22 protein-coding genes are annotated in these 23,794 nt (G+C 75.6%); 2 read left to right on the top strand and 20 right to left on the bottom strand.

Annotated elements, in window-relative coordinates:
• Nucleotides 1-2: 2 nt before the first annotated feature.
• Nucleotides 3-503: a hypothetical protein gene (locus HL054_RS05750; protein ID WP_369137851.1), complete on the bottom strand. Its 501-nt coding sequence runs from the start codon at nt 501-503 to the stop codon at nt 3-5.
• A 122-nt stretch (nt 504-625) separates the two neighbouring features.
• On the opposite strand from HL054_RS05750, the gene HL054_RS05745 reads away from it, so the two are divergent.
• Entirely contained in the window at nt 626-2,098 is a 1,473-nt protein-coding gene (locus HL054_RS05745) for a tannase/feruloyl esterase family alpha/beta hydrolase (protein ID WP_369137850.1), read from the top strand.
• Nucleotides 2,099-2,102: 4 nt separating this feature from the next.
• On the opposite strand, the gene HL054_RS05740 is transcribed toward HL054_RS05745, so the two are convergent.
• From HL054_RS05740 to pyrR, 18 genes are all read right to left on the bottom strand, one after another.
• A complete protein-coding gene (locus HL054_RS05740) occupies nt 2,103-3,521 on the bottom strand; it encodes an RsmB/NOP family class I SAM-dependent RNA methyltransferase (protein WP_369137849.1) in 1,419 nt (472 codons plus the stop codon).
• On the bottom strand, nt 3,518-4,459 hold the full coding sequence (gene fmt, locus HL054_RS05735; protein WP_369137979.1) for a methionyl-tRNA formyltransferase: 942 nt from the start codon (nt 4,457-4,459) through the stop codon (nt 3,518-3,520). Before fmt ends, HL054_RS05740 begins: the two co-directional genes overlap by 4 nt.
• The gene (def, locus tag HL054_RS05730; protein ID WP_369137848.1) at nt 4,456-5,013 is read right to left on the bottom strand and encodes a peptide deformylase; all 558 of its coding nucleotides are present in this window, start codon (nt 5,011-5,013) and stop codon (nt 4,456-4,458) included. Before def ends, fmt begins: the two co-directional genes overlap by 4 nt.
• 20 nt (nt 5,014-5,033) lie before the next feature.
• Nucleotides 5,034-5,723 carry an aspartate/glutamate racemase family protein gene (locus HL054_RS05725; protein WP_369137846.1) on the bottom strand — a complete coding sequence of 230 codons (690 nt, stop codon included), beginning with the start codon at nt 5,721-5,723 and terminating at the stop codon, nt 5,034-5,036.
• A 28-nt stretch (nt 5,724-5,751) separates the two neighbouring features.
• Nucleotides 5,752-7,704, bottom strand: coding sequence for a primosomal protein N' (locus HL054_RS05720; protein WP_369137845.1), 1,953 nt, complete (start codon nt 7,702-7,704; stop codon nt 5,752-5,754).
• A 96-nt stretch (nt 7,705-7,800) separates the two neighbouring features.
• Nucleotides 7,801-9,012, bottom strand: a complete 1,212-nt coding sequence (metK, locus tag HL054_RS05715; protein WP_369137843.1) for a methionine adenosyltransferase — start codon at nt 9,010-9,012, stop codon at nt 7,801-7,803.
• A gap of 160 nt (nt 9,013-9,172) precedes the next feature.
• The gene (coaBC, locus tag HL054_RS05710; protein ID WP_369137841.1) at nt 9,173-10,408 is read right to left on the bottom strand and encodes a bifunctional phosphopantothenoylcysteine decarboxylase/phosphopantothenate--cysteine ligase CoaBC; all 1,236 of its coding nucleotides are present in this window, start codon (nt 10,406-10,408) and stop codon (nt 9,173-9,175) included.
• A gap of 135 nt (nt 10,409-10,543) precedes the next feature.
• Complete coding sequence (rpoZ, locus tag HL054_RS05705; RefSeq protein WP_153360746.1) at nt 10,544-10,807, bottom strand: DNA-directed RNA polymerase subunit omega; 264 nt, start codon at nt 10,805-10,807, stop codon at nt 10,544-10,546.
• A gap of 66 nt (nt 10,808-10,873) precedes the next feature.
• The gene (gene gmk, locus HL054_RS05700) at nt 10,874-11,479 is read right to left on the bottom strand and encodes a guanylate kinase (RefSeq protein WP_369137840.1); all 606 of its coding nucleotides are present in this window, start codon (nt 11,477-11,479) and stop codon (nt 10,874-10,876) included.
• Nucleotides 11,480-11,523: 44 nt separating this feature from the next.
• Complete coding sequence (gene mihF, locus HL054_RS05695) at nt 11,524-11,853, bottom strand: integration host factor, actinobacterial type (protein WP_369137839.1); 330 nt, start codon at nt 11,851-11,853, stop codon at nt 11,524-11,526.
• Nucleotides 11,854-12,174: 321 nt separating this feature from the next.
• A complete protein-coding gene (gene pyrF / locus HL054_RS05690) occupies nt 12,175-13,068 on the bottom strand; it encodes an orotidine-5'-phosphate decarboxylase (protein ID WP_369137838.1) in 894 nt (297 codons plus the stop codon).
• Entirely contained in the window at nt 13,065-14,024 is a 960-nt protein-coding gene (locus tag HL054_RS05685) for a dihydroorotate dehydrogenase (protein WP_369137837.1), read from the bottom strand. Before HL054_RS05685 ends, pyrF begins: the two co-directional genes overlap by 4 nt.
• The gene (locus HL054_RS05680; protein WP_369137835.1) at nt 14,021-15,079 is read right to left on the bottom strand and encodes an iron-sulfur cluster-binding protein; all 1,059 of its coding nucleotides are present in this window, start codon (nt 15,077-15,079) and stop codon (nt 14,021-14,023) included. Before HL054_RS05680 ends, HL054_RS05685 begins: the two co-directional genes overlap by 4 nt.
• Nucleotides 15,076-18,402, bottom strand: a complete 3,327-nt coding sequence (gene carB / locus HL054_RS05675; RefSeq protein ID WP_369137834.1) for a carbamoyl-phosphate synthase large subunit — start codon at nt 18,400-18,402, stop codon at nt 15,076-15,078. The genes HL054_RS05680 and carB overlap by 4 nt, the downstream gene beginning before the upstream one ends.
• Complete coding sequence (gene carA / locus HL054_RS05670) at nt 18,402-19,559, bottom strand: glutamine-hydrolyzing carbamoyl-phosphate synthase small subunit (protein WP_369137833.1); 1,158 nt, start codon at nt 19,557-19,559, stop codon at nt 18,402-18,404. Before carA ends, carB begins: the two co-directional genes overlap by 1 nt.
• A 73-nt stretch (nt 19,560-19,632) precedes the next feature.
• Nucleotides 19,633-20,934, bottom strand: coding sequence for a dihydroorotase (locus HL054_RS05665; protein ID WP_369137832.1), 1,302 nt, complete (start codon nt 20,932-20,934; stop codon nt 19,633-19,635).
• 69 nt (nt 20,935-21,003) lie between these two features.
• Complete coding sequence (locus HL054_RS05660; RefSeq protein ID WP_369137830.1) at nt 21,004-21,930, bottom strand: aspartate carbamoyltransferase catalytic subunit; 927 nt, start codon at nt 21,928-21,930, stop codon at nt 21,004-21,006.
• A complete protein-coding gene (gene pyrR, locus HL054_RS05655) occupies nt 21,927-22,499 on the bottom strand; it encodes a bifunctional pyr operon transcriptional regulator/uracil phosphoribosyltransferase PyrR (protein ID WP_369137829.1) in 573 nt (190 codons plus the stop codon). The genes HL054_RS05660 and pyrR overlap by 4 nt, the downstream gene beginning before the upstream one ends.
• 253 nt (nt 22,500-22,752) lie before the next feature.
• Here pyrR and bldD point away from each other — a divergent pair, with 253 nt between their 5' ends.
• The gene (gene bldD / locus HL054_RS05650) at nt 22,753-23,301 is read left to right on the top strand and encodes a transcriptional regulator BldD (protein ID WP_369137828.1); all 549 of its coding nucleotides are present in this window, start codon (nt 22,753-22,755) and stop codon (nt 23,299-23,301) included.
• An 85-nt stretch (nt 23,302-23,386) separates the two neighbouring features.
• Here bldD and nusB read toward each other — a convergent pair whose 3' ends face one another.
• On the bottom strand, nt 23,387-23,791 hold the full coding sequence (nusB, locus tag HL054_RS05645) for a transcription antitermination factor NusB (RefSeq protein ID WP_369137827.1): 405 nt from the start codon (nt 23,789-23,791) through the stop codon (nt 23,387-23,389).
• Nucleotides 23,792-23,794: the final 3 nt, after the last annotated feature.

Below are 23,794 nucleotides of genomic sequence, written 5' to 3'. Positions count from 1 at the left end.
GGTCAGCGGTCGAGCTCGGGCAGCGACAGCCACTCGGCCCAGCTGAGGTCGCGGCCGACGTACCGCGGTGCGCGCAGCGGCCACTCGTCGGCCAGCCACCGCGGCACGAACGCGTCGAACGCCCGCTCCACCTCGCTGCCGACCAGGCCGTCGACCACCCACCAGGACACCTCGGCGTCCGCGCCGCCCACGCGCTCCGGGGGGTCGACGTACAGGCAGCCGAGCAGCTCGGACTCGTCGGCGGGGAAGAGCCCGTACAGGAAGCTCTCGTGCGCAGCGGTCTCCCGGGCGTGCCGGGCCAGGTCCTCCCGGTCCTGCTCCTCGGTCATGGTGGCCGGCGGCCAGCCCCACGCCGGGCCGTAGACCGACCACAGCCGCTCCCGCGAGCCCATCACCGCCGGGAAGTCGAGGGCGGTGTCCGCGTCGCCCACCGGCCGCAGGTGGTGACCGGTGGGCAGCTCGGCCCGCAGCGGGTGGACGAAGTCGTCGGGCAGCCAGCTCACGGCCCGGCACGGTAGCGGCCCTCCCCCGGCCGGCGGTACCACCGCGCGGACGGAAGACCGGCTCGTGGGCGGCGACCGCGCGTGCCACGCTGCGCCGACCCCCCGAGAGGACGGAACCGCCCGTGGCAGACCTGGCCGCACTGCGCGCACTGACCCTGCCCGACACCACCGTCGACAGCGTCGAGGAGCACCCCGGCGACGACGCGACGCCGGCCTCGGTGCGGGTGCAGCTGACCATCACCCACCCGGCGGCCGGCGATCCCGTCACCGTCTGGGTGTGGCTGCCCGTCGAGGGCTGGAACGAGCGGTTCCAGGGCACCGGCGGGGGCGGCTTCCTCGGCGGCTCCCCCGACGCGCTGGCCGACCCGCTGCGCGCGGGCTACGCCGCCGCGGCCACCGACGGCGGTCACCCCGGCCCGACGGCGTCCTTCGCGCTGGACGGGCGCGGCCGGCTGGACTGGCCGCGGATCCGCGCGTTCGGCCACGTGGCCGTGCACGAGATGACCGTGGCCGCGAAGGCCGTCGTCACCGCCTGCTACGGCCGCGGGCCCCGGTTCAGCTACTGGAACGGCTGCTCCACCGGCGGGCGGCAGGGGCTGACGGAGGCCCAGCGCCACCCCGGCGACTACGACGGCGTCCTCGCCGGCGCCCCGGTGATCAACTACCCGCAGATGCAGACCGCGCAGCTGTGGGGCCAGGTGGTGATGCGCGAGCGCGGCACCGTGGTCTCGGCGGCGAAGTTCGAGGCGGCGCTGGCCGCGGTCGTCGCGCAGTGCGACACCGCCGGCGACGGGGTCGCCGACGGCGTGGTCGCCGACCCGCTGGGCTGCACCGTGGACCTCGACGCCCTGGTCGGCCTGCCGACGCCGGACGGCCCGCTGACCGAGGCCGACGTCGCGGTGGTCCGGGCGATCGGCGAGGGCCCGCGGCGCCGCACCGGCGAGTTCCTCTGGTACGGCCTGCCCCCGGGCGCGCCCTTCGCCGGGCTGCACGACTCGGAGGTGGTCGACGGCGGGCTGGTCGGCCGGCCGTTCGTGTTCGACCTCTGGTGGTTCGGGCTCTTCCTGGCCCAGGACCCCGACTGGGACTGGCGCACCCTCGGCACCGACCGGTTCGAGGCGTTCTTCGACCAGGCCGTGGAGCAGTACTCGGCGGTGCTGGCCGCCGACGACCCGGACCTGTCCGCGTTCGCCGAGCGTGGCGGCAAGGCGCTGCTCTGGCACGGCGCCGCCGACTTCGGCGTCCCGCTGCAGGGCACGCTCGACTACCACGAACGGGTGCAGCGCCTCCTCGGCGCCGACCGCACCCACGCCTTCCTCCGGCTCTTCGTCGCCCCCGGCGTCGGGCACTGCGGCGGCGGCGTCGGCCCGCAGCCGACCGGTGCGCTCGAGGCCCTGGTCGACTGGGTGGAGCACGGCCGCGCGCCCGAGCAGCTGCTGGCCCGCCAGGTCGACGGGACCGGCGCCGTGGTGGCCACCCGGCCGCTGTTCCCCTACCCGCGGGTGGCCCGCTGGACCGGCACGGGCGACCCCGCCGACGCCGCCTCCTACGCCCCGGTCGAGGGCACCCGGCTGGAGCTGCCGCCGGGCCGCTGAGCCGTCAGCGGGTGCGGCGCAGCAGGGCCATGAACATCGCGTCGGTGCCGTGCCGGTGCGGCCACAGCTGCGCCGCGTCGCCCCGGGCCAGGTCGGGCACCTCGGGGAACAACGGCGCCACGGGCAGCACCTCGACGTCGTCCCGTCCGGCGACCGCGGCGGCGACCACGTCGACGGTCTCGGCGGTGTGCGGCGAGCAGGTCACGTAGGCGACCACCCCACCAGGCCGGACCGAGGCCAGCGCGCTGTCCAGCAGCCGGCGCTGCAGGTCGGCCAGCGGCGCCACGTCGTCGGCCGTGCGCCGCCAGCGCACCTCGGGACGGCGGCGCAGCGCGCCCAGCCCGGTGCACGGCGCGTCCAGCAGCACCCGGTCGAACGAACCGGCCGGCCAGCTGGGCGCGGTGCCGTCGGTGACCAGCACCTCGACGTCGTCCACCCCGGTGAGAGCACCGCGCACCAGCTCGGCGCGGTTCTCGCTGCGGTCGGCGGCGGTCAGCCGCACCCCCTCCGGCCGGACGGCGGCCAGCAGCGCCGCCTTGCCGCCGGGGCCGGCGCACATGTCCAGCCAGGCGGCGTCCGGGCCCTCCAGCGGCGCGCGGACCAGGGCGAGCGCGGCCAGCTGGCTGCCCTCGTCCTGCACGGCCGCGGCACCGGAGCGGACGGCGGAGACCTTGCCGGGGTCGCCGCCGGGCAGCCGGACGGCGTAGGGCGACCAGGGCCCCGGCTCCCCACCGGACTCGGCGGCCAGCTCGTCGCGGTCGACGCGCCGGGCGACCAGGTGCACCACGGGGGCCGCGTCGTCGGCGAGCAGTGCGGCCTCGACCTCGCCGTCCTCGGCCAGCGCGTCGCGCCACGCCTCGACGATCCAGCGCGGGTGGTCGGTGCCCAGCGACAGCCGCTCGTCCTCGTCGCCGGGGGCGAGCGCGGCCAGCCAGGCCGCCCGGTCACCACCCGCGCCGACCTTGCGCAGCACCGCGTTGACCAACCCGGACGCACCGGTGCCGACGATGGCCCGGGTGAGGGCCACCGTGGTGTCGACCGCGGCGTGCGCCGGCACCCGCAGGTCGACCAGCTGGTAGGCGCCCAGCCGCAGCAGGTCGAGCACCTTGGGGTCGAGCTCGGCGAGCGGCCGGGACACCAGCGTGGCGAGGATCGCGTCCAGGGTGCCGGTCGCCCGCAGCGTGCCGTAGGCGAGCTGGGTGGCGAAGGCCGCGTCGCGGGGCTCCAGCTGCCGCTCGCGCAGCAGCTGGGGCAGCAGCAGGTTCGCGTAGGCCTCCCGGCTGGAGACGCCGTCCAGGACGTCGTAGGCGGTCAGCCGGGCGCCGTCGAGCACCGGCCGGTGCCGGCGGGACTGCGGCCGCTGGTTGCCCGTGCCGGGGTCGTTCCGCTTCTTGTGGCCGGCGCGCCGCGCCGGGCCGGTCACGCGGTCACCTGCTCGCCGAGCCGCTCGCCCGGCGCGGGCCGGGCACCGCGGGCCCAGTCCGCGGCGGGGAGCATCTTCTTGCCGGCGGGCTGCACCTCGGTGAGCCGGACGGCGCCGCGGCCGGTGCCGACCAGGACGCCGGTCGGGCCGGGCGACACCTCGCCGGGCTGCAGCGCGAGCGACGAACCCAGCGGCTCCACCGGCGCCAGCCGGAGCCGGGTGCCGCGCCACGTCGTCCAGGCCCCTGGTGCCGGGGTGACGCCTCGGACCCGGCGGTCGACGACGTGGGCCGGCAGCGTCCAGTCCACCTGCGCGTCGGCGGTCTCGATCCGCGGCGCGAGGCTGATGCCCTCGGCCGGCTGGGGTTCGGCGCGCAGCGTCCCGTCGGCGATGCCGTCGAGGGTGGCGACCAGCAGCCCGGCCCCGCTGACCGCGAGCCGCTGCAGCAGGTCGCCGGCGGTGTCCCGCGGGCCGATCGGCTCGGTGACGACGCCGAAGACCGGGCCGGTGTCCAGGCCGGCCTCCAGCTGGAACGTGGCGGCACCGGTGACCTCGTCGCCGGCCATGACCGCGTGCTGCACCGGCGCGGCGCCGCGCCAGGCCGGCAGCAGGGAGAAGTGCAGGTTGACCCAGCCGTGCCGGGGCAGGTCGAGCGCCGCCGGCGGCACCAGGGCGCCGTAGGCGACGACCGGGGCGCAGTCGACGGCGAGGTCGCGCAGGGCGTCCAAGAACTCCGGCTCCCGCGGGGAACGGGGCTGGAGCACCGGGACGCCGGCGGCGTCGGCGCGCTCGGCGACCGGGGAGCGGCTGGTCCGGCGGCCCCGGCCGGACGGCGCATCCGGGCGGGTCAGCACGGCGACCACCTCGTGCCGGGAGCCCAGCAGCGCCTCCAGCGAGACCACCGCCGGCGCCGGGGTGCCGGCGAAGAGGAGCCTCAGTGGGGGCTCACCTTCACGACGGGCGGGAACACCGGCGAGCCGTCGGGCAGCCAGGCCTGCTGGCCCTGCCACGCCGCGTCACCGAGCACCGCCAGCGCGGCCTCCCGCGCCTCGGCGTCCAGCCGGTCGACGAACAGCACGCCGTCCAGGTGGTCGGTCTCGTGCTGGATGGCGCGGGCGAGCTTGTGCGAGCCCTCGACCCTGATCGGCTCGCCGTGCATGTCCCAGCCGGTGGCGGCGACGTACAGGTGCCGGCGGCAGTCGAACCGGTACCCCGGGATCGACAGGCAGCCCTCGGCGTCCTCCTCGGTCTCCTCCCCCACCGGCGTGACGTCGGGGTTGACCAGGTGGCCGACCTCGCCGTCGACGTACCAGGTGAAGACGCGCAGGCCGACGCCGATCTGCGGGGCAGCGATGCCGGCTCCGCCGGCGGCGTGCATGGTGTCGGTCAGGTCGGCGACGAGCCGGCGCAGCTCGGCGTCGAAGTCGACGACGGGCGCGGCCGGGGTGCGGAGCACCGGGTCGCCCATGATCCGGATCGGGGTGACGCTCACCCGTCGATCCTAGGCGGCGCTCAGCGCAGCGCCTCGGCCACCGCGGCCTCGGCGTGCAGCCGGGTGGTCGGGAAGACCGGCACCGGGACGTCGCCGGGGCCGAGGAGCAGCTCGATCTCGGTGCAGCCCAGCACGACCCCCTCCGCCCCGGCGGCCACCAGCCGGGCCACCACCTGCTGGTAGGCCGCCCGCGACGCCGGGCGGACGACGCCCAGGCACAGCTCCTCGTAGACGACCCGGTGCACCTCGGCGCGGTCGTCCGGGCCCGGCACGAGCACCTCCAGCCCGGCGGCGGCCAGCCGGTCGCGGAGGAACGGCTGCTCCATCGTGAAGGCGGTGCCGAGCAGCCCGACCCGGCGCAGGCCGGCCGCCCGCACCGCGGCCGCGGTGACGTCGCCGATGTGCAGCAGGGGGACGTCGAGGACGGCGGTGAGCTGGTCGGCGACCCGGTGCATGGTGTTGGTGCAGAGCACGACCAGGTCGGCGCCGGCCCGCTGCAGCGCCTGCGCGTCGGCGGCCAGCAGCTCGCCGGCCTCGTCCCACGCCCCGGCCACCTGCAGCCGCTCGACCGGCGCGAAGTCGACCGACAGCAGCACGCACCGGGCGGAGTGCAGGCCGCCGAGCCGCTCGCGCACCCCCTCGTTGACCAGCCGGTAGTACAGCGCGCTGCTCTCCCAGCTCATCCCGCCCAGCAACCCGATCGTGCGCACCGCCGCATCGTGCCAGCCGCGCCCCGGCTCAGGCGAGCTCGAGCGGGTCCAGCTGCACGCGCACGTGCTCGGGCACCTTGCGGGCGCTGCGCACGCCCTGCACGTCGTGCAGCGCCCGGGCCAGCGCGACGCCGTCCGAGCGCCGGACCCGGACCAGGTACCGCTCGCGCTCCCCCTCCTGGCCCGGCCGGGGCAGCTCCGGCACCGGCCCGAGGACGTCGGCGCCGTCGGGCAGCCGCAGCGCCGCCAGGAACTCGGCCAGCGCCGCCGAGGACGCCGACAGCGACGCCATCCGGGTCACCGGGGGGAAGCCGAGCGCCCGCCGGTCGGCCAGCTCGCGCTCGGCCAGCCCCGCCGGGTCCCAGCGCACCAGGGCCTGCACCACCGGGTGCGCGGCGTCGGCGGCGACCACCACCTGGCCCCCTGCCCGCACCAGGGCGGCGGCGTTGACCCAGCGGCGCATGGTCTCCTCCCCCGCCCGCAGGTCGGCCCGGCCCAGCAGCGCCCAGGCGTCCAGCAGCAGCGCCGCGCCGTAGCCGCCCTCGGCCACCGGCTCGGCACCCGGGGTGGCGACCACGATCGCCGGTTCGGCCGGGACGGTCGCCAGCACCCCGGAGCTGCGGCCGGAGACCCGGACGGCGGCCCCGGGGAAGGCCCGGCCCAGCTCCTCGGCGGTCCGGGAGGCGCCGATCACCGCCGCCCGCAGCTTCGTGCCGGAGCAGTGCGGGCAGGAGAACGTCGCCGCCGGCCGCGCGCACCACCGGCACGCGGCGATCCGCACGCCGTTCGGCCCGGGGGTGGGCGCGATGCCCAGCGGCCCGGCGCAGTGCACGCAGCGCGCCGGGGCCCGGCACCGGTCGCACACCAGCGAGGGGACGTAGCCCGAACGGGGCACCTGGATGAGCACGGGCGCGCCCGCGGCCAGGGCCCGGCGGGCCGCCTCGAAGCCCAGCGTGGGCAGCCGGGCGGACCGGGCGGCCGGGTCCCGGGCCAGCTCGAAGTCGCTGCCCAGGGCCTCCACCCGGGGCGCGGCGGCCCGCAGGGTGGCCCGGTCGGCGACCAGCTCGTGCGCCCAGCCGGACTCCACCAGCAGCGCGGCCTCCGCGGTGCGCGCCGTCCCGGCCACGACGGCCGCGCAGGAGGCCAGGTGGGCCCGGTGCACCAGCACGTCGCGGGCGTGCGGGTAGGGCGCGCGGGGCTCGGCGTGCAGGTCGTCGCCGTCGTCCCAGACCACGACCAGCCCGAGGTCGCGCACCGGGGCGAAGACCGCGCCGCGGGTGCCCAGCACCACCTGCGCGGTGCCGCGGGCGGCGGCGAGGAACCGGCCGTAGCGGGTGTCGGGGGTGGAGTCGGCGCGCAGCACCGCCACCGAGCCGGCCGGCAGCGACCGCTCGGCGGCGGCCGCCAGCCGGTCCAGGTCCTTGCCGTCGGGGACGACGACCAGCGCCCCGCGGCCGCCGGACAGCGCCGCCTGGCACAGCTCGGCGAGCCGGGCCGGCCAGTCCTCGCCGGGCAGCGCCGTCCAGACCGCCCGGGCGGGGTGGCCCTCGGCGACGGCGGCGAGCAGCTGCGGCCCGGTCGGGTAGCGGGCGAAGCCGGCCGCGTCGGGGGCGGGCGGGGCCGCCGGCGGGTCCAGCCGGGGGCGCTTCTCCGGTGCACCGCGGCGGGGCGGGAGGGCCAGCCGGAGGACGTCGGTCAGCGAGCCGGCGTAGCGGTCGGCGACCGACCGGGCCAGCTCGGCGACCCCCGGGGTCAGCACCGGTTCCGGCGAGACCACCTTGGCCAGCGGGGCGAGCGTGCCGGTGTGGTCGGTGCTGCCGGCCAGCTCCAGCACGACGCCGTCCACCAGCTTGCCGGCGAACCGGACGCGCACCCGGCACCCGGCGACGACCTGCTCGGCGAGCTCGTCGGGGACGGCGTAGTCGAACGGCCGGTCCAGGTGGGCCAGCGGCACGTCGACGACGACCCGGGCCACCCGCATGCTGCGGGGGCCCGGGCCGGCGTCACCGACTGGAACGGCCCCCTTGCAGGGGCCCGCTGCGAGCTCGCGAGCGGTGGGGGGCAAGGGGGTCCTTCATCAGACCGAGAGGTTCGACTTCAGCGCGTCGACCCGGTCCAGCCGCTCCCACGGCAGGTCCAGGTCGGTGCGGCCGAAGTGGCCGTAGGCGGCCGTCGGCGCGTAGATCGGGCGCAGCAGGTCCAGGTCGCGGACGATGGCGCCCGGCCGCAGGTCGAACACCGAGCTGATCGCCTTCTCCAGCGCCTCCTCGGGCACCGTGTTCGTGCCGAAGGTCTCCACGAAGAGGCCGACCGGGTGGGCGGCGCCGATCGCGTAGGCGACCTGCACCTCGCAGCGGCGGGCCAGGCCGGCGGCGACGACGTTCTTCGCCACCCAGCGCATCGCGTAGGCGCCGGAGCGGTCCACCTTCGACGGGTCCTTGCCGGAGAAGGCGCCGCCACCGTGCCGGGCCATGCCGCCGTAGGTGTCGACGATGATCTTGCGGCCGGTCAGGCCGGCGTCGCCCATCGGGCCGCCGATGACGAACTTGCCGGTCGGGTTGACCAGCAGCCGGTAGTCCGACGTGGGCAGGCCCAGCGCGGCGAGCTCGGGCTCGACGACGAGCTCCTTGACGTCGGGCGCCAGCAGCGTGTCGATCGAGATGTCCTCGGCGTGCTGGGAGGAGACGACGACGGTGTCCACGGCGACCGGGCGGTCGTCCTCGTAGACCACGGTGACCTGGGTCTTGCCGTCGGGCCGCAGGTAGGGCACGGACCCGTCCTTGCGGACCGCCGACAGCCGGCGGGACAGCCGGTGCGCCAGCGCGATGGGCAGCGGCATCAGCTCGGGGGTCTCGTCGGTGGCGTACCCGAACATCAGGCCCTGGTCGCCGGCGCCCTGCCGCTCGATGATGTCGTCGGCGGCGGCGGCCCGGTGCTCGGCACCGGTGCGCGCCTCGTAGCCGACGTCGACGCCCTGGGCGATGTCCGGCGACTGCGCGCCCAGCGAGACGCTGACACCGCACGAGGCGCCGTCGAAGCCCTTGCGGGAGGAGTCGTAGCCGATGCGCAGCACCGTCTTGCGGACGATGTCGGCGATGTCGACGTAGCCGGAGGTGGTCACCTCGCCGGCGATGTGCACCTGGCCGGTGGTGATGAGGGTCTCGACGGCCACCCGGCTGCGGGGGTCCTGCTCCAGCATCGCGTCCAGGATCGAGTCGCTGATCTGGTCGGCGATCTTGTCGGGGTGGCCCTCGGTCACCGACTCGGAGGTGAACAGACGGCGTGACACTCGGTACTCCCTGCGGTCGGCTGCCGCACGCGATCGCGTCCGGTGGGCGGATGGCCTCGGCGGCTGAGGCTACCGGGACCTCCCGACGGGCGTCGGATCCGGCCCGGGGCGACGGTCGCCCCCGGTCCGCGGACCGGCCGCCCGGGGGTCAGCAGGGTGGTCAGCGCGGCGGGAGGGCGGCGCTGACGGCGTCCCAGATCCCGGCGGCGACGGTGTCCTTGGGGCCGGACAGCACCGGGGACGCGCTGCCGTCGGCGGCGAGCACCGTCACCTCGTTGTCCGACCGGCCGAAGACCCGGCCGGCGGAGACGTCGTTGACCACGAGCAGGTCGACGCCCTTGCGCTGCAGCTTGGCCCGGGCGTGGGTGAGCACGTCGGCCTCGTCGTCCCCGGTCTCGGCGGCGAACCCGACCAGCAGCTGACCGGCCGGACGGCCGCCGACCAGCTCGACCAGCACGTCGGGGTTGCGGACCAGGTCGAGGGCGGTGGGCTCGCCGGCACTGCCCTTCTTGAGCTTGCTGGCGGCCACCGTGCCGGGGCGGAAGTCGGCGACGGCGGCCGCCATCACGACCACGTCGGCCGGGCCGCGGTCGCCGGAGCCGGCGGCCTCGGCGTGCATCGCGGTGCGCAGCTCCTCGGCGGACCCGACGGGGACGACGCGGACGCCGAAGGGCGCCGGTGCCTCGACGTTGGCGGCGACGAGCACGACCTCGGCGCCGCGGGCGGCGGCGACCCGGGCCAGCGCCCAGCCCTGCATGCCCGAGGACCGGTTGCCCAGGAAACGCACCGGGTCCAGCGCCTCGCGGGTGCCCCCGGCGCTGACCACCACGCGGCGCCCGGCGAGGTCCTGCCGCAGCGCCGCGGCGCCGCCGGCGAGCACCACCTCGGCGAGCGCAGCGACGTCGGCGGGCTCGGGCAGCCGGCCGGGACCGGAGTCCGGGCCGGTGAGCCGGCCGACCGCCGGCGGCAGCACGACCGCCCCGCGCCGGCGCAGGGTGGCCACGTTGTCCTGGGTGGCCGGGTGCAGCCACATCTCGGTGTGCATGGCCGGCACGAAGACGACGGGTGCGTGCGCGGCGAGCAGCGTGGCGGTGAGCAGGTCGTCGGCCCGCCCGGCGGCGGCGCGGGCGAGCAGGTCGGCGGTGGCGGGGTTGACCACCACCAGGTCGGCGGTCTGCCCGATCCGCACGTGCGCGACCTCGGGGACGTCGTCCCAGACCTCGGTGGAGACCGGGTTGCCGCTGAGCGCCTCGAAGGTGGCGGCCCCGACGAAGCGCAGCGCCGACGCGGTCGGCACGACCCGCACGTCGTGCCCGGCCTCGGTCAGGGCGCGCAGCAGCAGCGCCGACTTGTAGGCAGCGACACCACCACCCACCCCCAGCACGATCTTGCTCATGCCGTCATCCTCCCCCAGGCACGACGAAGCCCCCGGCACCAGCCGGGGGCATCGTCACTCGCAAGGGGCTGGAACGGCCCCCTTGCAGGGTCCCGCCGCGAGCTTGCGAGCGGTGGGGGGCAAGGGGGTCCTTCGTCAGTTCTCGCCGGCGGTGTGGGTCAGCAGGCCCTCGTTGATCTCGCGGAGCGCGATCGAGAGCGGCTTCTCCTGGGGCGCGGTGTCGACCAGCGGGCCGACGTACTCCAGCAGACCCTCGGAGAGCTGGCTGTAGTAGGCGTTGATCTGGCGGGCCCGCTTGGCGGCGTAGATGACCAGCCCGTACTTGCTCGTGGTGCGCTCGAGCAGCTCGTCGATGGGCGGGTTGGTGATGCCCTCAGGGGCGGGTGCGACTCCGGACACGGGCGAGCGTGCTCCTTCTTCGTTTGCGGGAGTGAGCCTGGCCGGCTGGAGGCAGCCGGACCGCTCTCACTCGGGGGCGCTGCCGTCCGACGGTCCCTCGACGGGCCGCGACGGTGGCGCAGTCAGCAATCGTACCAACTCGTCCGCGGCCCTGGCCACGTCGTCGTTGACGACCACCACGTCGAACTCCCCGGCGGCGTCCAGCTCGGCCTGCGCGAGGGCCAGCCGGCGCTCCTGGACCTCCGGGTGCTCGGTGCCCCGGCCGGCCAGCCGGCTGACCAGCTCGGCCCAGGACGGCGGGGCCAGGAACACCAGCTGGGCCTCCGGGGCGCGGGCGCGCACCTGGCGGGCGCCCTGCAGCTCGATCTCCAGCAGCGCCGGCGACCCGGCGGCCAGCTGCTCCCGCACCGGCCCCACCGGCGTCCCGTAGCGGTTGCCGGCGAACTCGGCCCATTCCAGCAGCCCGTCGTTGGCGACCAGCCAGTCGAAGTGCTCGGCGTCGACGAACCAGTAGTGCTCGCCGTCCACCTCACCGGGCCGGGGCTGGCGGGTGGTGACCGACACCGACACCCACACCTCGGGGTGCCGGCGCCGCACCTCGGCCACGACCGTCCCCTTGCCCACCCCGGAGGGGCCCGACAGGACCGTCAGGCGGGCTGCAGGGCGGGCCACTCCGGGCGTCCTGGGGCTGGGGGTCGGTCGGGACAGCGACGTGCTCAGGGCTCGACGACCTCGCCGGCGAACTCGGCCTCCAGCGCCTTGCGCTGGTTGGCGCCCAGGCCCCGGACGCGGCGGGTCGGGGAGATCTCCAGGCGCTCCATGATCTTGGCTGCGCGGGCCTTGCCGACGCCCGGGAGGGACTCCAGCACGGCGGACACCCGCATCTTTCCGATGACCTCGTCGGTCTCGCCCTGCTTGAGGACGTCGCCGACCGTGGTGCCCTTGCTCTTCAGCTTCTCGCGGAGCTCGGCACGGGCCTTGCGGGCCGCGGCGGCCTTCTCGAGGGCTGCGGCGCGCTGTTCGGGGGACAACTCGGGAAGGGGCACGGAGCAACCCAATCGTGTTCGTGCCGGCGGACTGCCCGGCGGTGTTGTTCGGTTGTGGTTCGCCTGCTGGACGGCTCGGCGAGCGAACCTGGCGGCGACCCTAGTCACTGCGAACCGGCTGGTCACCCGGGACCCCGGTGCGATCTCCGACCGACCCGTGTGCTGCGTCGACATACCGATCGGACCGGACGGTGTCGTAATCGTGGTGTCACCGCTGGTCAGACGCCGAGTTGCGCTCCGTCACCCACCGTTCACGGCACCGTCGCGGGCCGTCACCGGGCGGGGACCGGTCCGTCACCGCCCGCGCCGCGGGCACCGGCCTCAGCCGGCGAGGGCGGCCGTCCAGCGGTCGGCGGCGGCGCGCAGCGCGGCGACGTCCGGCCCGGCCTGCAGCACGTCCCGGGAGACGGTCGGGACGACGGCCCGGCCGGCGCCGAAGAGCCGTCGCAGGTCGGCCACCGACCCGCCCTGGGCACCGAGGCCGGGGGCGAGCACCGGACCGCGCAGGCCGGCCAGGTCGACGTCCAGCTCGGGCAGCGTGGCCCCGACGACGACGCCGAAGGAACCGGTGGCCGGTCCCCACCGGCCCTGCAGGTCGGCGTACGCCCCCGGGTCGGGCGCCGGGTCGCCCACCAGCACGTCGGGGGCGTTCCACCGGCCCACGGTGTCCACGACGGTCTGGGCGACGCTGCGGCGCCCGCCGGTGGGCTCCTCGACCAGCGCGTGCTGGAAGGCGCCCGCGTCGGGGTTGGAGGTGCGGGCGAGCACGAACAGCCCACCGCCCCAGGCGCGGGCGGTGCGCACCGCGGGCTCCAGCGAGTCCGGGCCGAGGTACGGGCTCACCGTCAGCGCGTCGACGGCCAGCGGGTGCCCGGGGCGCAGGTAGTCGGCGTAGGCGTCCATCGTCGAGCCGATGTCACCGCGCTTGGCGTCCAGCAGCACCAGGCACCCGGCGGCCCTGGCCCGGACGACGGCCTCCTCCAGCACGGCCAGCCCGGCCGACCCGTGCCGCTCGTAGAAGGCCAGCTGCGGCTTGAGCACCGCGACCCGGTCGGCCAGGGCGTCCACGACCAGCTCGGTGAACCGGCGCAGGCCCGCGACGTCGTCCCCGGCGCCCCAGTCCAGCAGCAGCGCCCGGTGCGGGTCGATGCCCACGCACAGCGGGCCGCGGTCGGCGACGGCCGCGGCCAGCCGCTGCCCGAAGGGGGCGGTCACGCCCCCACCGGCCGGTGCGCGTGGCCGACGGCGTCGGCGAGCCGGTCGAAGCCCCGGGCGGCCAGCGCCGCGGCCAGCTCGGCGTGCACCCGGGCCGGCGCCGAGGGGTCGTTGAAGACCGCCGTGCCGACCGAGACCGCGCTGGCCCCGGCCAGCACGAACTGCAGCGCGTCGAGGCCGGTGCGGATGCCGCCCATGCCCAGGACCGGCACGTGCGGGAGCGCCTGGTGCACCTGCCACACGCAGCGCAGCGCCACCGGGCGGATCGCCGGACCGGACAGCCCACCGGTGACCCCGCCCAGCACCGGGCGCATGGTGTCCGGGTCGATCACCAGCCCGAGCAGCGTGTTGATCATGGACAGCCCGTCGGCGCCGGCGGCGACCACGGACCGCGCGATCGTGACGATGTCGGTGACGTCCGGGCTGAGCTTGGCGTAGACCGGCTGCGCGGGGTCGGCGACCTCGCGCACCGCCTGGACCACGTCGGCGGCGGCCACCGGGTCGCAGGCGAAGACCTCGCCGCGGCTCTCCACGTTCGGGCAGGAGATGTTGACCTCCAGCCCGAGCACGCCCGGCACGCCGCGCAGCCGGGTGGCCAGCTCGGCGAAGTCCTCGACCCGGGTGCCGGCGATGGACACCAGGGCCTTCGCGCCGCGCCGGGCCAGCCAGGGCAGGTCGTCGGCCAGCAGCCCGTCGATGCCGGGGCCTTGCAGGCCGATGGAGTTGAGCATCCCGCTGGGGGTCTCGGCCATCCGCGGGGTGGGGCGGCCGGAGCGGGGGCGCAGCTGCACCGACTTGGTGACCACGGCGCCGATCGTGGTGAGGTCGAAGAACGGGTCGAGCTCCTGCCCGAAGGCCGAGCAGCCCGACGCCGTCAGCACCGGGCTGACCAGCGGCACCGTGCCCAGGGCGGCCTGCATGTCGACCGCAGCGGCCGGCCGGGTCGCGGCGCTCACGGCTGCTCCCCCGTGCCCGGCGCGGGGCGCCGCACACCGGGCGGCGGCGGCGGGGGCAGCCCGACGGCGCGGTAGGCGGTGACCCCGGTGGCGCCCGCGGGCACCGGCGGCGGTGCGGACGCGGGGGTGGGCCCGCCGGGGGTGGGCTCGGGGGTGGGCTCGGCGGCCGGGGCCGCCACCACGCCCATCGCGTCGGCGCCGACGACGTCGGCCGGCAGGGTGCCCACGTCGGCGAACCGGACCCGGTCACCGCCGAACACCGGGCCCTCCACGCACGACCGGGCGAACCGGGTGCGCCCGTCGTCGCCGACCACCGGCAGCACGCAGGTCATGCAGACCCCGATGCCGCAGGCCATCGACTCCTCCACCGCCACGTAGCAGGGGACGCCGGCGGCGGCGGCCAGCTCGCTGACCGCGCGCAGCATGCCCATCGGCCCGCAGGCGTAGACCACCCCGGCGCCGGTGACCAGCTCGGCGACCGCCTCGGTCACCCAGCCGCGGCGGCCGGCGCTGCCGTCGTCGGTCATCACCACGAACGGCGCGGCCAGCGCGCCCAGCTCGGGCACGGAGCACAGCCGGTCGGCCGCGGCGGCCCCGGTGACCGCGGCCACCTGGTGCCCGGCGGCGCGCAGCCGGGCACCGAGCCCGACCAGCGCGGCGGCGCCGTAGCCGCCGCCCACCAGCAGCGCCGGCGTCCCCGGCGGTGGGGTCGGGAACGGCCGGCCCAGCGGGCCCACCACGTCGACCTCGGCTCCCACCGGCAGCCCGGCCAGCCAGGTGGAGCCGACCCCGTGGGGGGACACCACCACGTGCACCAGACCGGCGCCGACCCCGGCGATCGCGATCGACCGGCGCAGCAGGGCCGCCGACGTCGGGCCGCCCACCACGAAGGCGACGAACTGCCCCGGCTCGGCGCGCGCGGCGACGTCCGGGGCGACCAGCCCGAGCTCCACGTAGGCGCCCAGCGGCCGGCGGGAGGCCACCTGCGCCGTCCGCTGCACCGGGGCCGACCGCGCCGGCGGCACCGGTGCGGTGAGCACCGGCCGGCCGCTCACGGCGTCGTCCCGGCGGCGGCCTTGCTCGCCGCCTGGGCGTCGGCCAGGGCGCGGTGCAGGTCCTGCAGGCTGCGCACCCCCAGGTCGCCCCGGCGCAGCGCCTCGACCCCCTGCACGGTGGCCGCCATCCCCTGCACCGTGGTGATGCACGGGATGCCCATGCTCACCGCGGCCGCCCGGATCTCGTACCCGTCCAGCCGCGGCCCGCCGTTGCCGGGGGTGCCGAACGGGGTGTTCACGACCAGGTCGACCGACCCCGCCAGGATCCGCTCGACCACGTTGCCCGGGCCCTCGGAGAACTTGCCGACGACCTCGCAGGCCACGCCGTTGCGGCGCAGCACCTGGGCGGTGCCGACGGTGGCCAGCACGGTGAAGCCGAGGTCGGCCAGCCGCTTGACCGGGAAGACCGCCGACCGCTTGTCCCGGTTGGCCAGCGACACGAACACCGTGCCGGAGGTGGGCAGGTTGCCGTAGGCGGCGGCCTGGGACTTGGCGAACGCGGTGCCGAACTCCGCGTCGATGCCCATCACCTCACCGGTGCTCTTCATCTCCGGTCCGAGCACGGTGTCCACGCCGTGGCCCTCGACGGTGCGGAACCGGTGGAAGGGCAGCACGGCCTCCTTCACCGAGATCGGCCCGTCGACCGGCAGGTCGGTGCCGTCCCCGCTCTCCGGCAGCACCCCGGCGGTCCGCAGCGAGGCGATCGTCTCCCCCACCGCGATCCGGGCCGCCGCCTTGGCCAGCTGCACCGCGGTCGCCTTGGAGACGAACGGCACCGTGCGGCTGGCCCGCGGGTTGGCCTCCAGCACGTACAGCACGTCGTCCTTGAGGGCGTACTGCACGTTCATCAGCCCGCGGACGCCGATCCGGGCCGCCAGCGCCTCGGTGGCCGCCCGGATGGTGCGCAGGTCCGAGCCGCCCAGGGTGATCGGCGGCAGGGCGCACGCCGAGTCGCCGGAGTGGATGCCGGCCTCCTCGATGTGCTCCATGACGCCGCCCAGGTACAGGTCGGTGCCGTCGTAGAGCGCGTCGACGTCGATCTCCACGGCGTCCTCGAGGAACCGGTCGACCAGCACCGGGTGGTCGGTGCTCACGTCGGTGGCCCGGCGGATGTAGGACTCCAGCGTGGCGTCGTCGTAGACGATCTCCATGCCGCGGCCGCCCAGCACGTAGGAGGGCCGCACCAGCACCGGGTAGCCGATGGTCGCCGCGATCGCGGTGGCCTCGGCCGACGTCGTCGCCATGCCGTGCTTGGGGGCGAGCAGGCCCGTGTCGGCCAGCACCCGGGAGAACTCGCCGCGGTCCTCGGCGGCGTCGATGGCCTCCGGGGAGGTGCCGAGCACCGGCACACCGGCGTCCTTGAGCCGCTGGGCGAGCCCGAGCGGGGTCTGCCCGCCGAGGGTGCAGATGACCCCGGCGACCGGGCCGGCGGCGCGCTCGGCCTCGACGACCTCCAGCACGTCCTCGAACGTGAGCGGCTCGAAGTACAGCCGGTCGGCGGTGTCGTAGTCGGTGGAGACGGTCTCCGGGTTGCAGTTGACCATCACCGCCTCGTAGCCGGCGTCCTGCAGGGCCATCACCGCGTGCACGCAGGAGTAGTCGAACTCCACGCCCTGCCCGATCCGGTTCGGCCCGGAGCCGAGGATGAGCACCGCCGGGCGCTCGCGCGGCTCGACCTCGGTCTCCTCGTCGTAGGAGGAGTAGTGGTAGGGCGTGCGGGCGGCGAACTCGGCGGCGCAGGTGTCCACCGTCTTGTAGACCGGCCGGATGCCCAGCCGCCAGCGCAGCCGCCGGACGCCGTCCTCACCGGCGAGCTCGGGCCGCAGCTCGGCGATCTGCCGGTCGGACAGGCCGTGCCGCTTGGCCAGCCGGAGCAGCGCCGGGGTGAGCGCGGGCTCGGCCCGCACCTGCTCGCCGACCTCGGTGACCAGCGCGATCTGGTCGACGAACCAGGCGTCGAAGCCCGACGCCGCGGAGACCTGCTCCACGGTGGCGCCGGCGGCCAGGGCGCGCTGGGCGGTGTAGAGGCGGCCGTCCACCGGGGTGCGCAGCGCCTCCAGCAGCTCCTCGGCGCTGGCGCCGTCCTCGGGCGTCGTCCAGAAGCCGGACGCGGCGGTCTCGGTCGACCGCATCGCCTTGCCCAGCGCCTCGGTGAAGTTGCGGCCCATCGCCATGACCTCGCCGACGCTCTTCATCGTCGTGGTCAGCCGCGGGTCCGCGCCGGGGAACTTCTCGAAGGCGAACCGCGGGATCTTCACGACCACGTAGTCCAGCGCCGGCTCGAACGACGCCGGGGTGACCCCGGTGATGTCGTTGGTGATCTCGTCGAGGGTGTAGCCGATCGCCAGCTTGGCGGCGATCTTGGCGATCGGGAAGCCGGTGGCCTTGGACGCGAGCGCCGAGGACCGGGAGACCCGCGGGTTCATCTCGATGACGACCAGCCGGCCGGTCTCCGGGTGGACGGCGAACTGGATGTTGCAGCCGCCGGTCTCGACGCCGACCTCGCGGAGCACGGCGATGCCGACGTCGCGCATGTGCTGGTACTCGCGGTCGGTGAGGGTCATCGCGGGGGCGACGGTCACCGAGTCGCCGGTGTGCACGCCCATCGCGTCGATGTTCTCGATGGAGCAGATGACCACCACGTTGTCGCTGCGGTCGCGCATCAGCTCCAGCTCGAACTCCTTCCACCCCAGCACCGACTCCTCGATCAGCACGGTGTGGACGGGTGAGTCGGCCAGCCCGTGCCCGGCCATCCGGCGGAGCATCGGCTCGTCGGTGGCGATGCCCGAGCCCAGCCCGCCCATGGTGAAGCTGGGCCGGATGACGACCGGGTACCCCACCTCCTCGGCGGTGGCGATGGCCTCCTCGACGGTGCCGCACACCGTCGACCGGGGGGCGTCGGCGCCGATCGACCGGACGATGTCCTTGAACCGCTGCCGGTCCTCGCCGCGGTTGATGGCCTCGACGTCGGCGCCGATCAGCTGGACGCCGTACTTCTCCAGCACGCCGTTCTCGAACAGGCCGATGGCGATGTTGAGCGCCGTCTGCCCGCCGAGGGTGGCCAGCAGCGCGTCGGGGCGCTCGGCGGCGATCACCCGCTCGACGAACTCCGGGGTCAGCGGCTCGACGTAGGTGGCGTCGGCGATCTCCGGGTCGGTCATGATCGTGGCCGGGTTGCTGTTGACCAGGCTGACCCGCAGCCCCTCGGCCTTGAGCACCCGGCAGGCCTGGGTGCCCGAGTAGTCGAACTCGCTGGCCTGGCCGATGACGATCGGCCCGGAGCCGATGACCAGGACGTGCTGCAGATCGGTGCGCTTGGGCATCAGAGCGCCTCCCCCGTGCTCGACCCGACGACGGGTGGTGGTGTCACGGCAGCGCCGTCCCGGGACGCCGCCATCAGGTCGACGAACCGGCCGAACAGCGGGTTGGCGTCGTGCGGGCCGGCGGCGGCCTCGGGGTGGAACTGGACGCTGAAGGCGGGGGCGTCGAGCAGCCGCAGGCCCTCGACGACCTGGTCGTTGAGGCCGACGTGGCTGACCTCGACCGGGCCGAACGGGGTGTCGGTCGGCCGGTCGAGCGGGGCGTCGACGGCGAAGCCGTGGTTGTGGCTGGTGACCCGGACGGTGCCGCTGACCCGGTCCAGCACCGGCTGGTTCAGCCCGCGGTGGCCGAAGCGCAGCTTGTACGTGCCCAGCCCCAGCGCCCGGCCGAGGATCTGGTTGCCGAAGCAGATGCCGAACAGCGGCCGGCGGGCCTCCAGGACCCCGCGGACGGCGGCGACCGCGTAGTCGGCAGCCGCCGGGTCACCGGGGCCGTTGGAGACGAAGACGCCGTCGACGCCGTGCTCGAGCAGCTCCTCGGCGGTCGCGGTGGCGGGCAGCACGTGGGTCTCCACGCCGAGCTCGGCGAGGTACCGCGGGGTGGCGGTCTTGATGCCCAGGTCGAGCGCGGCGATGGTGAACCGCCGCTCCCCCACCGCCGGGACGACGTAGGCCTCGCGGGCGCTGACAGAGGGGGCCAGGTCCGCGCCGGTCATGCTCGGGCTGCCGGTGACCCGGGCCAGCAGCTCGTCGGCGGCCAGCTCGGTGCTGATGCCCGCGCGCATGGCGCCGCGGTCGCGCAGGTGCCGGGTCAGCGCGCGGGTGTCGATGCCGCTGATGCCGACGACGCCCTGGGCGACCAGCTCGTCGTCCAGGCTGCCGGTGGCCCGCCAGTTCGCCGGTCGGCGGGCGGGGTCGCGCACGACGAAGCCGGCCACCCACATCCGGCGGCTCTCGTCGTCCTCGGCGTTCACGCCGGTGTTGCCGATGTGCGGGGCGGTCATCGCCACGATCTGACCGGCGTAGCTGGGGTCGGTGAGGGTCTCCTGGTAGCCGGTCATGCCGGTGGAGAACACCGCCTCGCCGACCGTCGTGCCGGTCGCGCCGTAGGCGTCACCGCGGAAGGTCCGTCCGTCCTCCAGAACGAGGATCGCGCTCACTTGTCCTCCTCGCTGGCGCTCGTCGGTCGCGTTCGCGCCGCTGCTGTGTTCATGGGTGAGCTCGCGAGCTCGCTCACTTGGTCGCCTTTCCGTCCAGAACGGTCGCGACGCCCCGGAGGAACGTGGCGACCACCCGGCCGGGGAGCTCCCGGCCGGCATAGGGGCTGTTGCGGCTGCGGCTGGCCAGCGCGGCCGGGTCGACGACGGCCCGGTGCGCGGGGTCCAGCAGCAGCAGGGTGGCCGGCTCGCCCACGGCGAGCGGGCGGCCGTGGGCTGCGATGCCACGGTCGGAGAGCCGGCCGATCGCCGCCGGGGCGACCGACATCCGCTCGGCGACGCCGCGCCAGTCGAGCAGGCCGGGCTCCACCATGGTCTGCACGACCACCGAGAGCGCCTGCTCCAGGCCGAGCATCCCCGGCCGGGCCGAGGCCCACTCGCTCTCCTTGTCCTCCACCGCGTGCGGCGCGTGGTCGGTGGCGACCGCGTCGATCGTCCCGTCGGCCAGGCCGGCCCGCAGCGCCTGCACGTCGGCGTCCGTGCGCAGCGGCGGGTTGACCTTGAACACCGGGTCGTAGCCCTCCGCGCACTCGTCGGTGAGCAGCAGGTGGTGCGGGGTGACCTCGGCGGTCACCTGCACCCCGCGCGACTTCGCCCAGCGGAGGATCTCCACCGAGCCGGCCGTCGAGACGTGGCAGACGTGCAGCCGGGCGCCGACGTGCCCGGCCAGCAGCACGTCGCGGGCGATCACCGCCTCCTCCGCGGCGGCCGGCCAGCCGGCCAGCCCGAGGCGGGCGGAGCGCTCGCCCTCGTTCATCTGGGCGCCCTCGGTGAGCCGCGGCTCCTCGGCGTGCTGGGCGACGACGCCGTCGAGCGCCTTGACGTACTCCAGCGCGCGGCGCATGAGCGCCGGGTCCGCGACGCAGTGGCCGTCGTCGGAGAAGACCCGGACCCGGGCGGCGGAGTCGGCCATGGCGCCGAGCTCGGCCAGCCGCTCGCCGCGCAGCCCCACGGTGACCGCCCCGACCGGGACGACGTCGACGAGGCCGGCCTGCTGGCCCAGCCGCCAGACCTGCTCCACCACGCCGGCGGTGTCGGCGACCGGGTCGGTGTTGGCCATCGCGTGCACCGCGGTGTAGCCGCCGAGCGCGGCGGCCCGGCTGCCGGTCTCGACGGTCTCGGCGTCCTCCCGGCCCGGCTCGCGGAGGTGCGTGTGCAGGTCGACCAGGCCCGGGAGCGCGATGAGCCCGGCGGCCTCGACGACGTCGGCGCCGGGGACGGTGAGCTGGTCGCCGACGGCGGCGATCACCCCGTCCTTGACCAGGATGTCCACGGCGGCCTCGCCGTACGGGCGGGCGCCCTTGATCAGCAGTGTCATGCTCGGACCCCCGCCTCGCTGGCGCTCGTCGTTCGCTCCGCGCCTCGCTCGCTGGCGCTCACTCGATGCTCACTCACTTGCGGATGCCCCTCCGAGCAGCAGGTACAGGACGGCCATGCGCACGCTGACGCCGTTGCCGACCTGGTCGACGATCGTGGAGCGGACGGAGTCGGCCACCTCGGCGGCGATCTCCATGCCGCGGTTCATCGGGCCGGGGTGCATGACGATCGCGTCGTCGGGCAGGACGCCCATCCGCCGGCCGTCCAGCCCGTAGCGGCGGCTGTACTCGCGCGCACTGGGGAAGAACGAGGCGTTCATCCGCTCGGCCTGCACCCGCAGCATCATCACCACGTCGGCCTTGGGCAGGACGGCGTCCAGGTCGTAGCCGACCGCCACCGGCCAGCTGTCCACCCCCACCGGCAGCAGCGTCGGCGGGGCGACCACGGTCACCTCGGCGCCCAGCGTGCTGAGCAACCAGACGTTGGAGCGGGCGACCCGGCTGTGCAGCACGTCGCCGACGATCGCCACCCGCACGCCGTCGAGCCGGCCCAGCCGCTGCCGGATCGTGTAGGCGTCCAGCAGCGCCTGGGTCGGGTGCTCGTGGGTGCCGTCGCCGGCGTTGACCACGCTGCCCTGCACCCACTGCGCCAGCCGGTGCGGGGCACCGGAGGCACCGTGCCGGACGACGATCGCGTCGCTGCCCATCGCCTCCAGGGTCAGCGCGGTGTCCTTGAGGCTCTCGCCCTTGGAGACGCTGCTGCCCTTCGCCGAGAAGTTGATGACGTCGGCGCTCAGCCGCTTGGCCGCCAGCTCGAAGGAGATCCGGGTGCGGGTGGAGTCCTCGTAGAAGAGGTTGACCACGGTGCGCCCCCGCAGGGTCGGCAGCTTCTTGACCTCGCGGCCGGCCAGCGCCTGCTCGATCTGCGCCGCGGTGTCGAGCACCAGCGTCGCGTCGGCCCGGTCCAGGTCGGCGGCCTCCAGCAGGTGCCGCTTCACCGGTCGCCCCCGGCCAGCAGGACCTCGTCGACGCCGTCGACCTCGGTCAGGTGCACCTTGACCGACTGCGCGCGGGACGTCGGCACGTTCTTGCCCACGTAGTCGGCGCGGATGGGCAGCTCCCGGTGGCCGCGGTCGACCAGCACCGCCAGCTGCACCGAGCGCGGCCGGCCGAGGTCGCGCAGCGCGTCGAGGGCGGCGCGGACCGAGCGGCCGGAGAAGAGCACGTCGTCGACCAGGACCACCAGCCGCCCGTCGATGCCGGACCCCGGCAGCCGGGTGTCCTCCAGCGCGCGCACCCCGCGCAGCCGCAGGTCGTCGCGGTAGAGGGTGATGTCGACGGTGCCGACGTCGACCGCGGTGCCGCTGAACGCCTCGATCCGGGCGGCGAGCCGGCGGGCCAGCGGGGCGCCGCGGGTGGGGATGCCGACCAGCACGAGGTCGGCGAGGTGTGGGCCGGCCTTCTCGATCAGCTGGTGGGCGACCCGGTCGACCACGCGGGCGACGTCGTCGGCGGTGAGCAGGGGCGCGGGCGGGGGCCCGTCGGGCAGGGCAGATGACTCGGTCATCAGGCCTCCTTCCCCGCCTCACGGGACGGGTCGTTAAAGGAGTTGGCCGTCGTCGACGCGGCTGCGCCGGCGACGAGGTGGACCGCGGACGACCGTACTGCACGGGCTGTTGTGAGCCGCACCGCGCCCGTTCCCCCGCCCGGGGAGCCAGATCTGCCCCATCGGGGGCACCTGACTGTCGCGCCGCTCCGCCGACCAGTACTCTCTGTCACCAGCACCGTCCCCATCCGACGACAGTCAGTGAGCAGAGGTCATGAGCACCGACTACTCCAGGGCGCTGGGCGCCCGCCTGCGGGCCATCCGCAACCAGCAAGGGCTGTCGTTGCAGGGCGTGGAGGACAAGTCCCACGGCCGCTGGAAGGCAGTGGTGGTGGGTTCCTACGAGCGCGGCGACCGTGCGGTCACCGTGCAGCGGCTCTCCGAGCTCGCCGTCTTCTACGGCGTGCCGGTCTCCGAGCTGCTCCCCGACCCGCGCCCCAGCTCCGCCGTCACCAAGAGCACCAAGATCGTGCTGAACCTGGAGTCGCTGGGCTCGCTGCCCGCCGACGAGGCCGGCCCGCTCGCCCGCTACGCCTCGACCATCCAGGCGCAGCGGCACGACTACAACGGCAAGGTGCTGTCGATCCGCGCCGAGGACCTCAAGTCGCTGGCGATCATCTACGACATGAGCCCCGACGAGCTGACCACCCGGCTGATCGAGTGGGGCGTGCTGTCCCCCGGCGCCGACGGCAGCATCTACGCCACCGAGGACGACGACGAGTCCGCCTCCTGGGGCGGCGACCGCCGACGCAGCCCGCGCTGACAAACGACCCCTGCCGGCCAGGGGTCGAACGCGAACGGCCCACTCTGCTCAGCAGGGTGGGCCGTTCGCGTTCAGAGGTCCGTGCCTAGGTGGGGATCTCGGCCCGCACGATGCCGCCGAGGACGCCGTTGACGTAGGCCGGCGAGTCGTCGGTGGACAGCGTCTTGGCCAGCTCCACCGCCTCGTCGATGACCACGGCGTCGGGCACGTCGTCGACCCAGAGCAGCTCGTAGACCGCCATCCGCAGGATCGCGCGGTCCACGTCGGGCAGCCGGTCCAGCGACCAGCCGGCGGCGTGCTGCTCGATCAGCGCGTCGATCCGCTCCCGCTGCTCGACCGCGCCCTCGACCAGCCGGACGGCGTGGTCGGGCACCGGCGGGTTCGCGTCGGCGAGCCGGTCGCGCAGCACCGCGAGCGGGTCCGAGCCCCGCAGGTCGGCCTCGTAGAGGACGTCGACCGCGCGCTTGCGCGCCTTGGTCCGGGCGGCCACGAG

Origin of the sequence: Modestobacter versicolor, from assembly GCF_041028285.1 — a bacterium.
In the GTDB taxonomy this organism is placed as follows: Bacteria; Actinomycetota; Actinomycetes; order Mycobacteriales; family Geodermatophilaceae; genus Modestobacter; species Modestobacter versicolor_A.
Note: the sequence above shows the minus strand (reverse complement) of the source record. Positions and strands in the feature narration are given on the sequence as shown.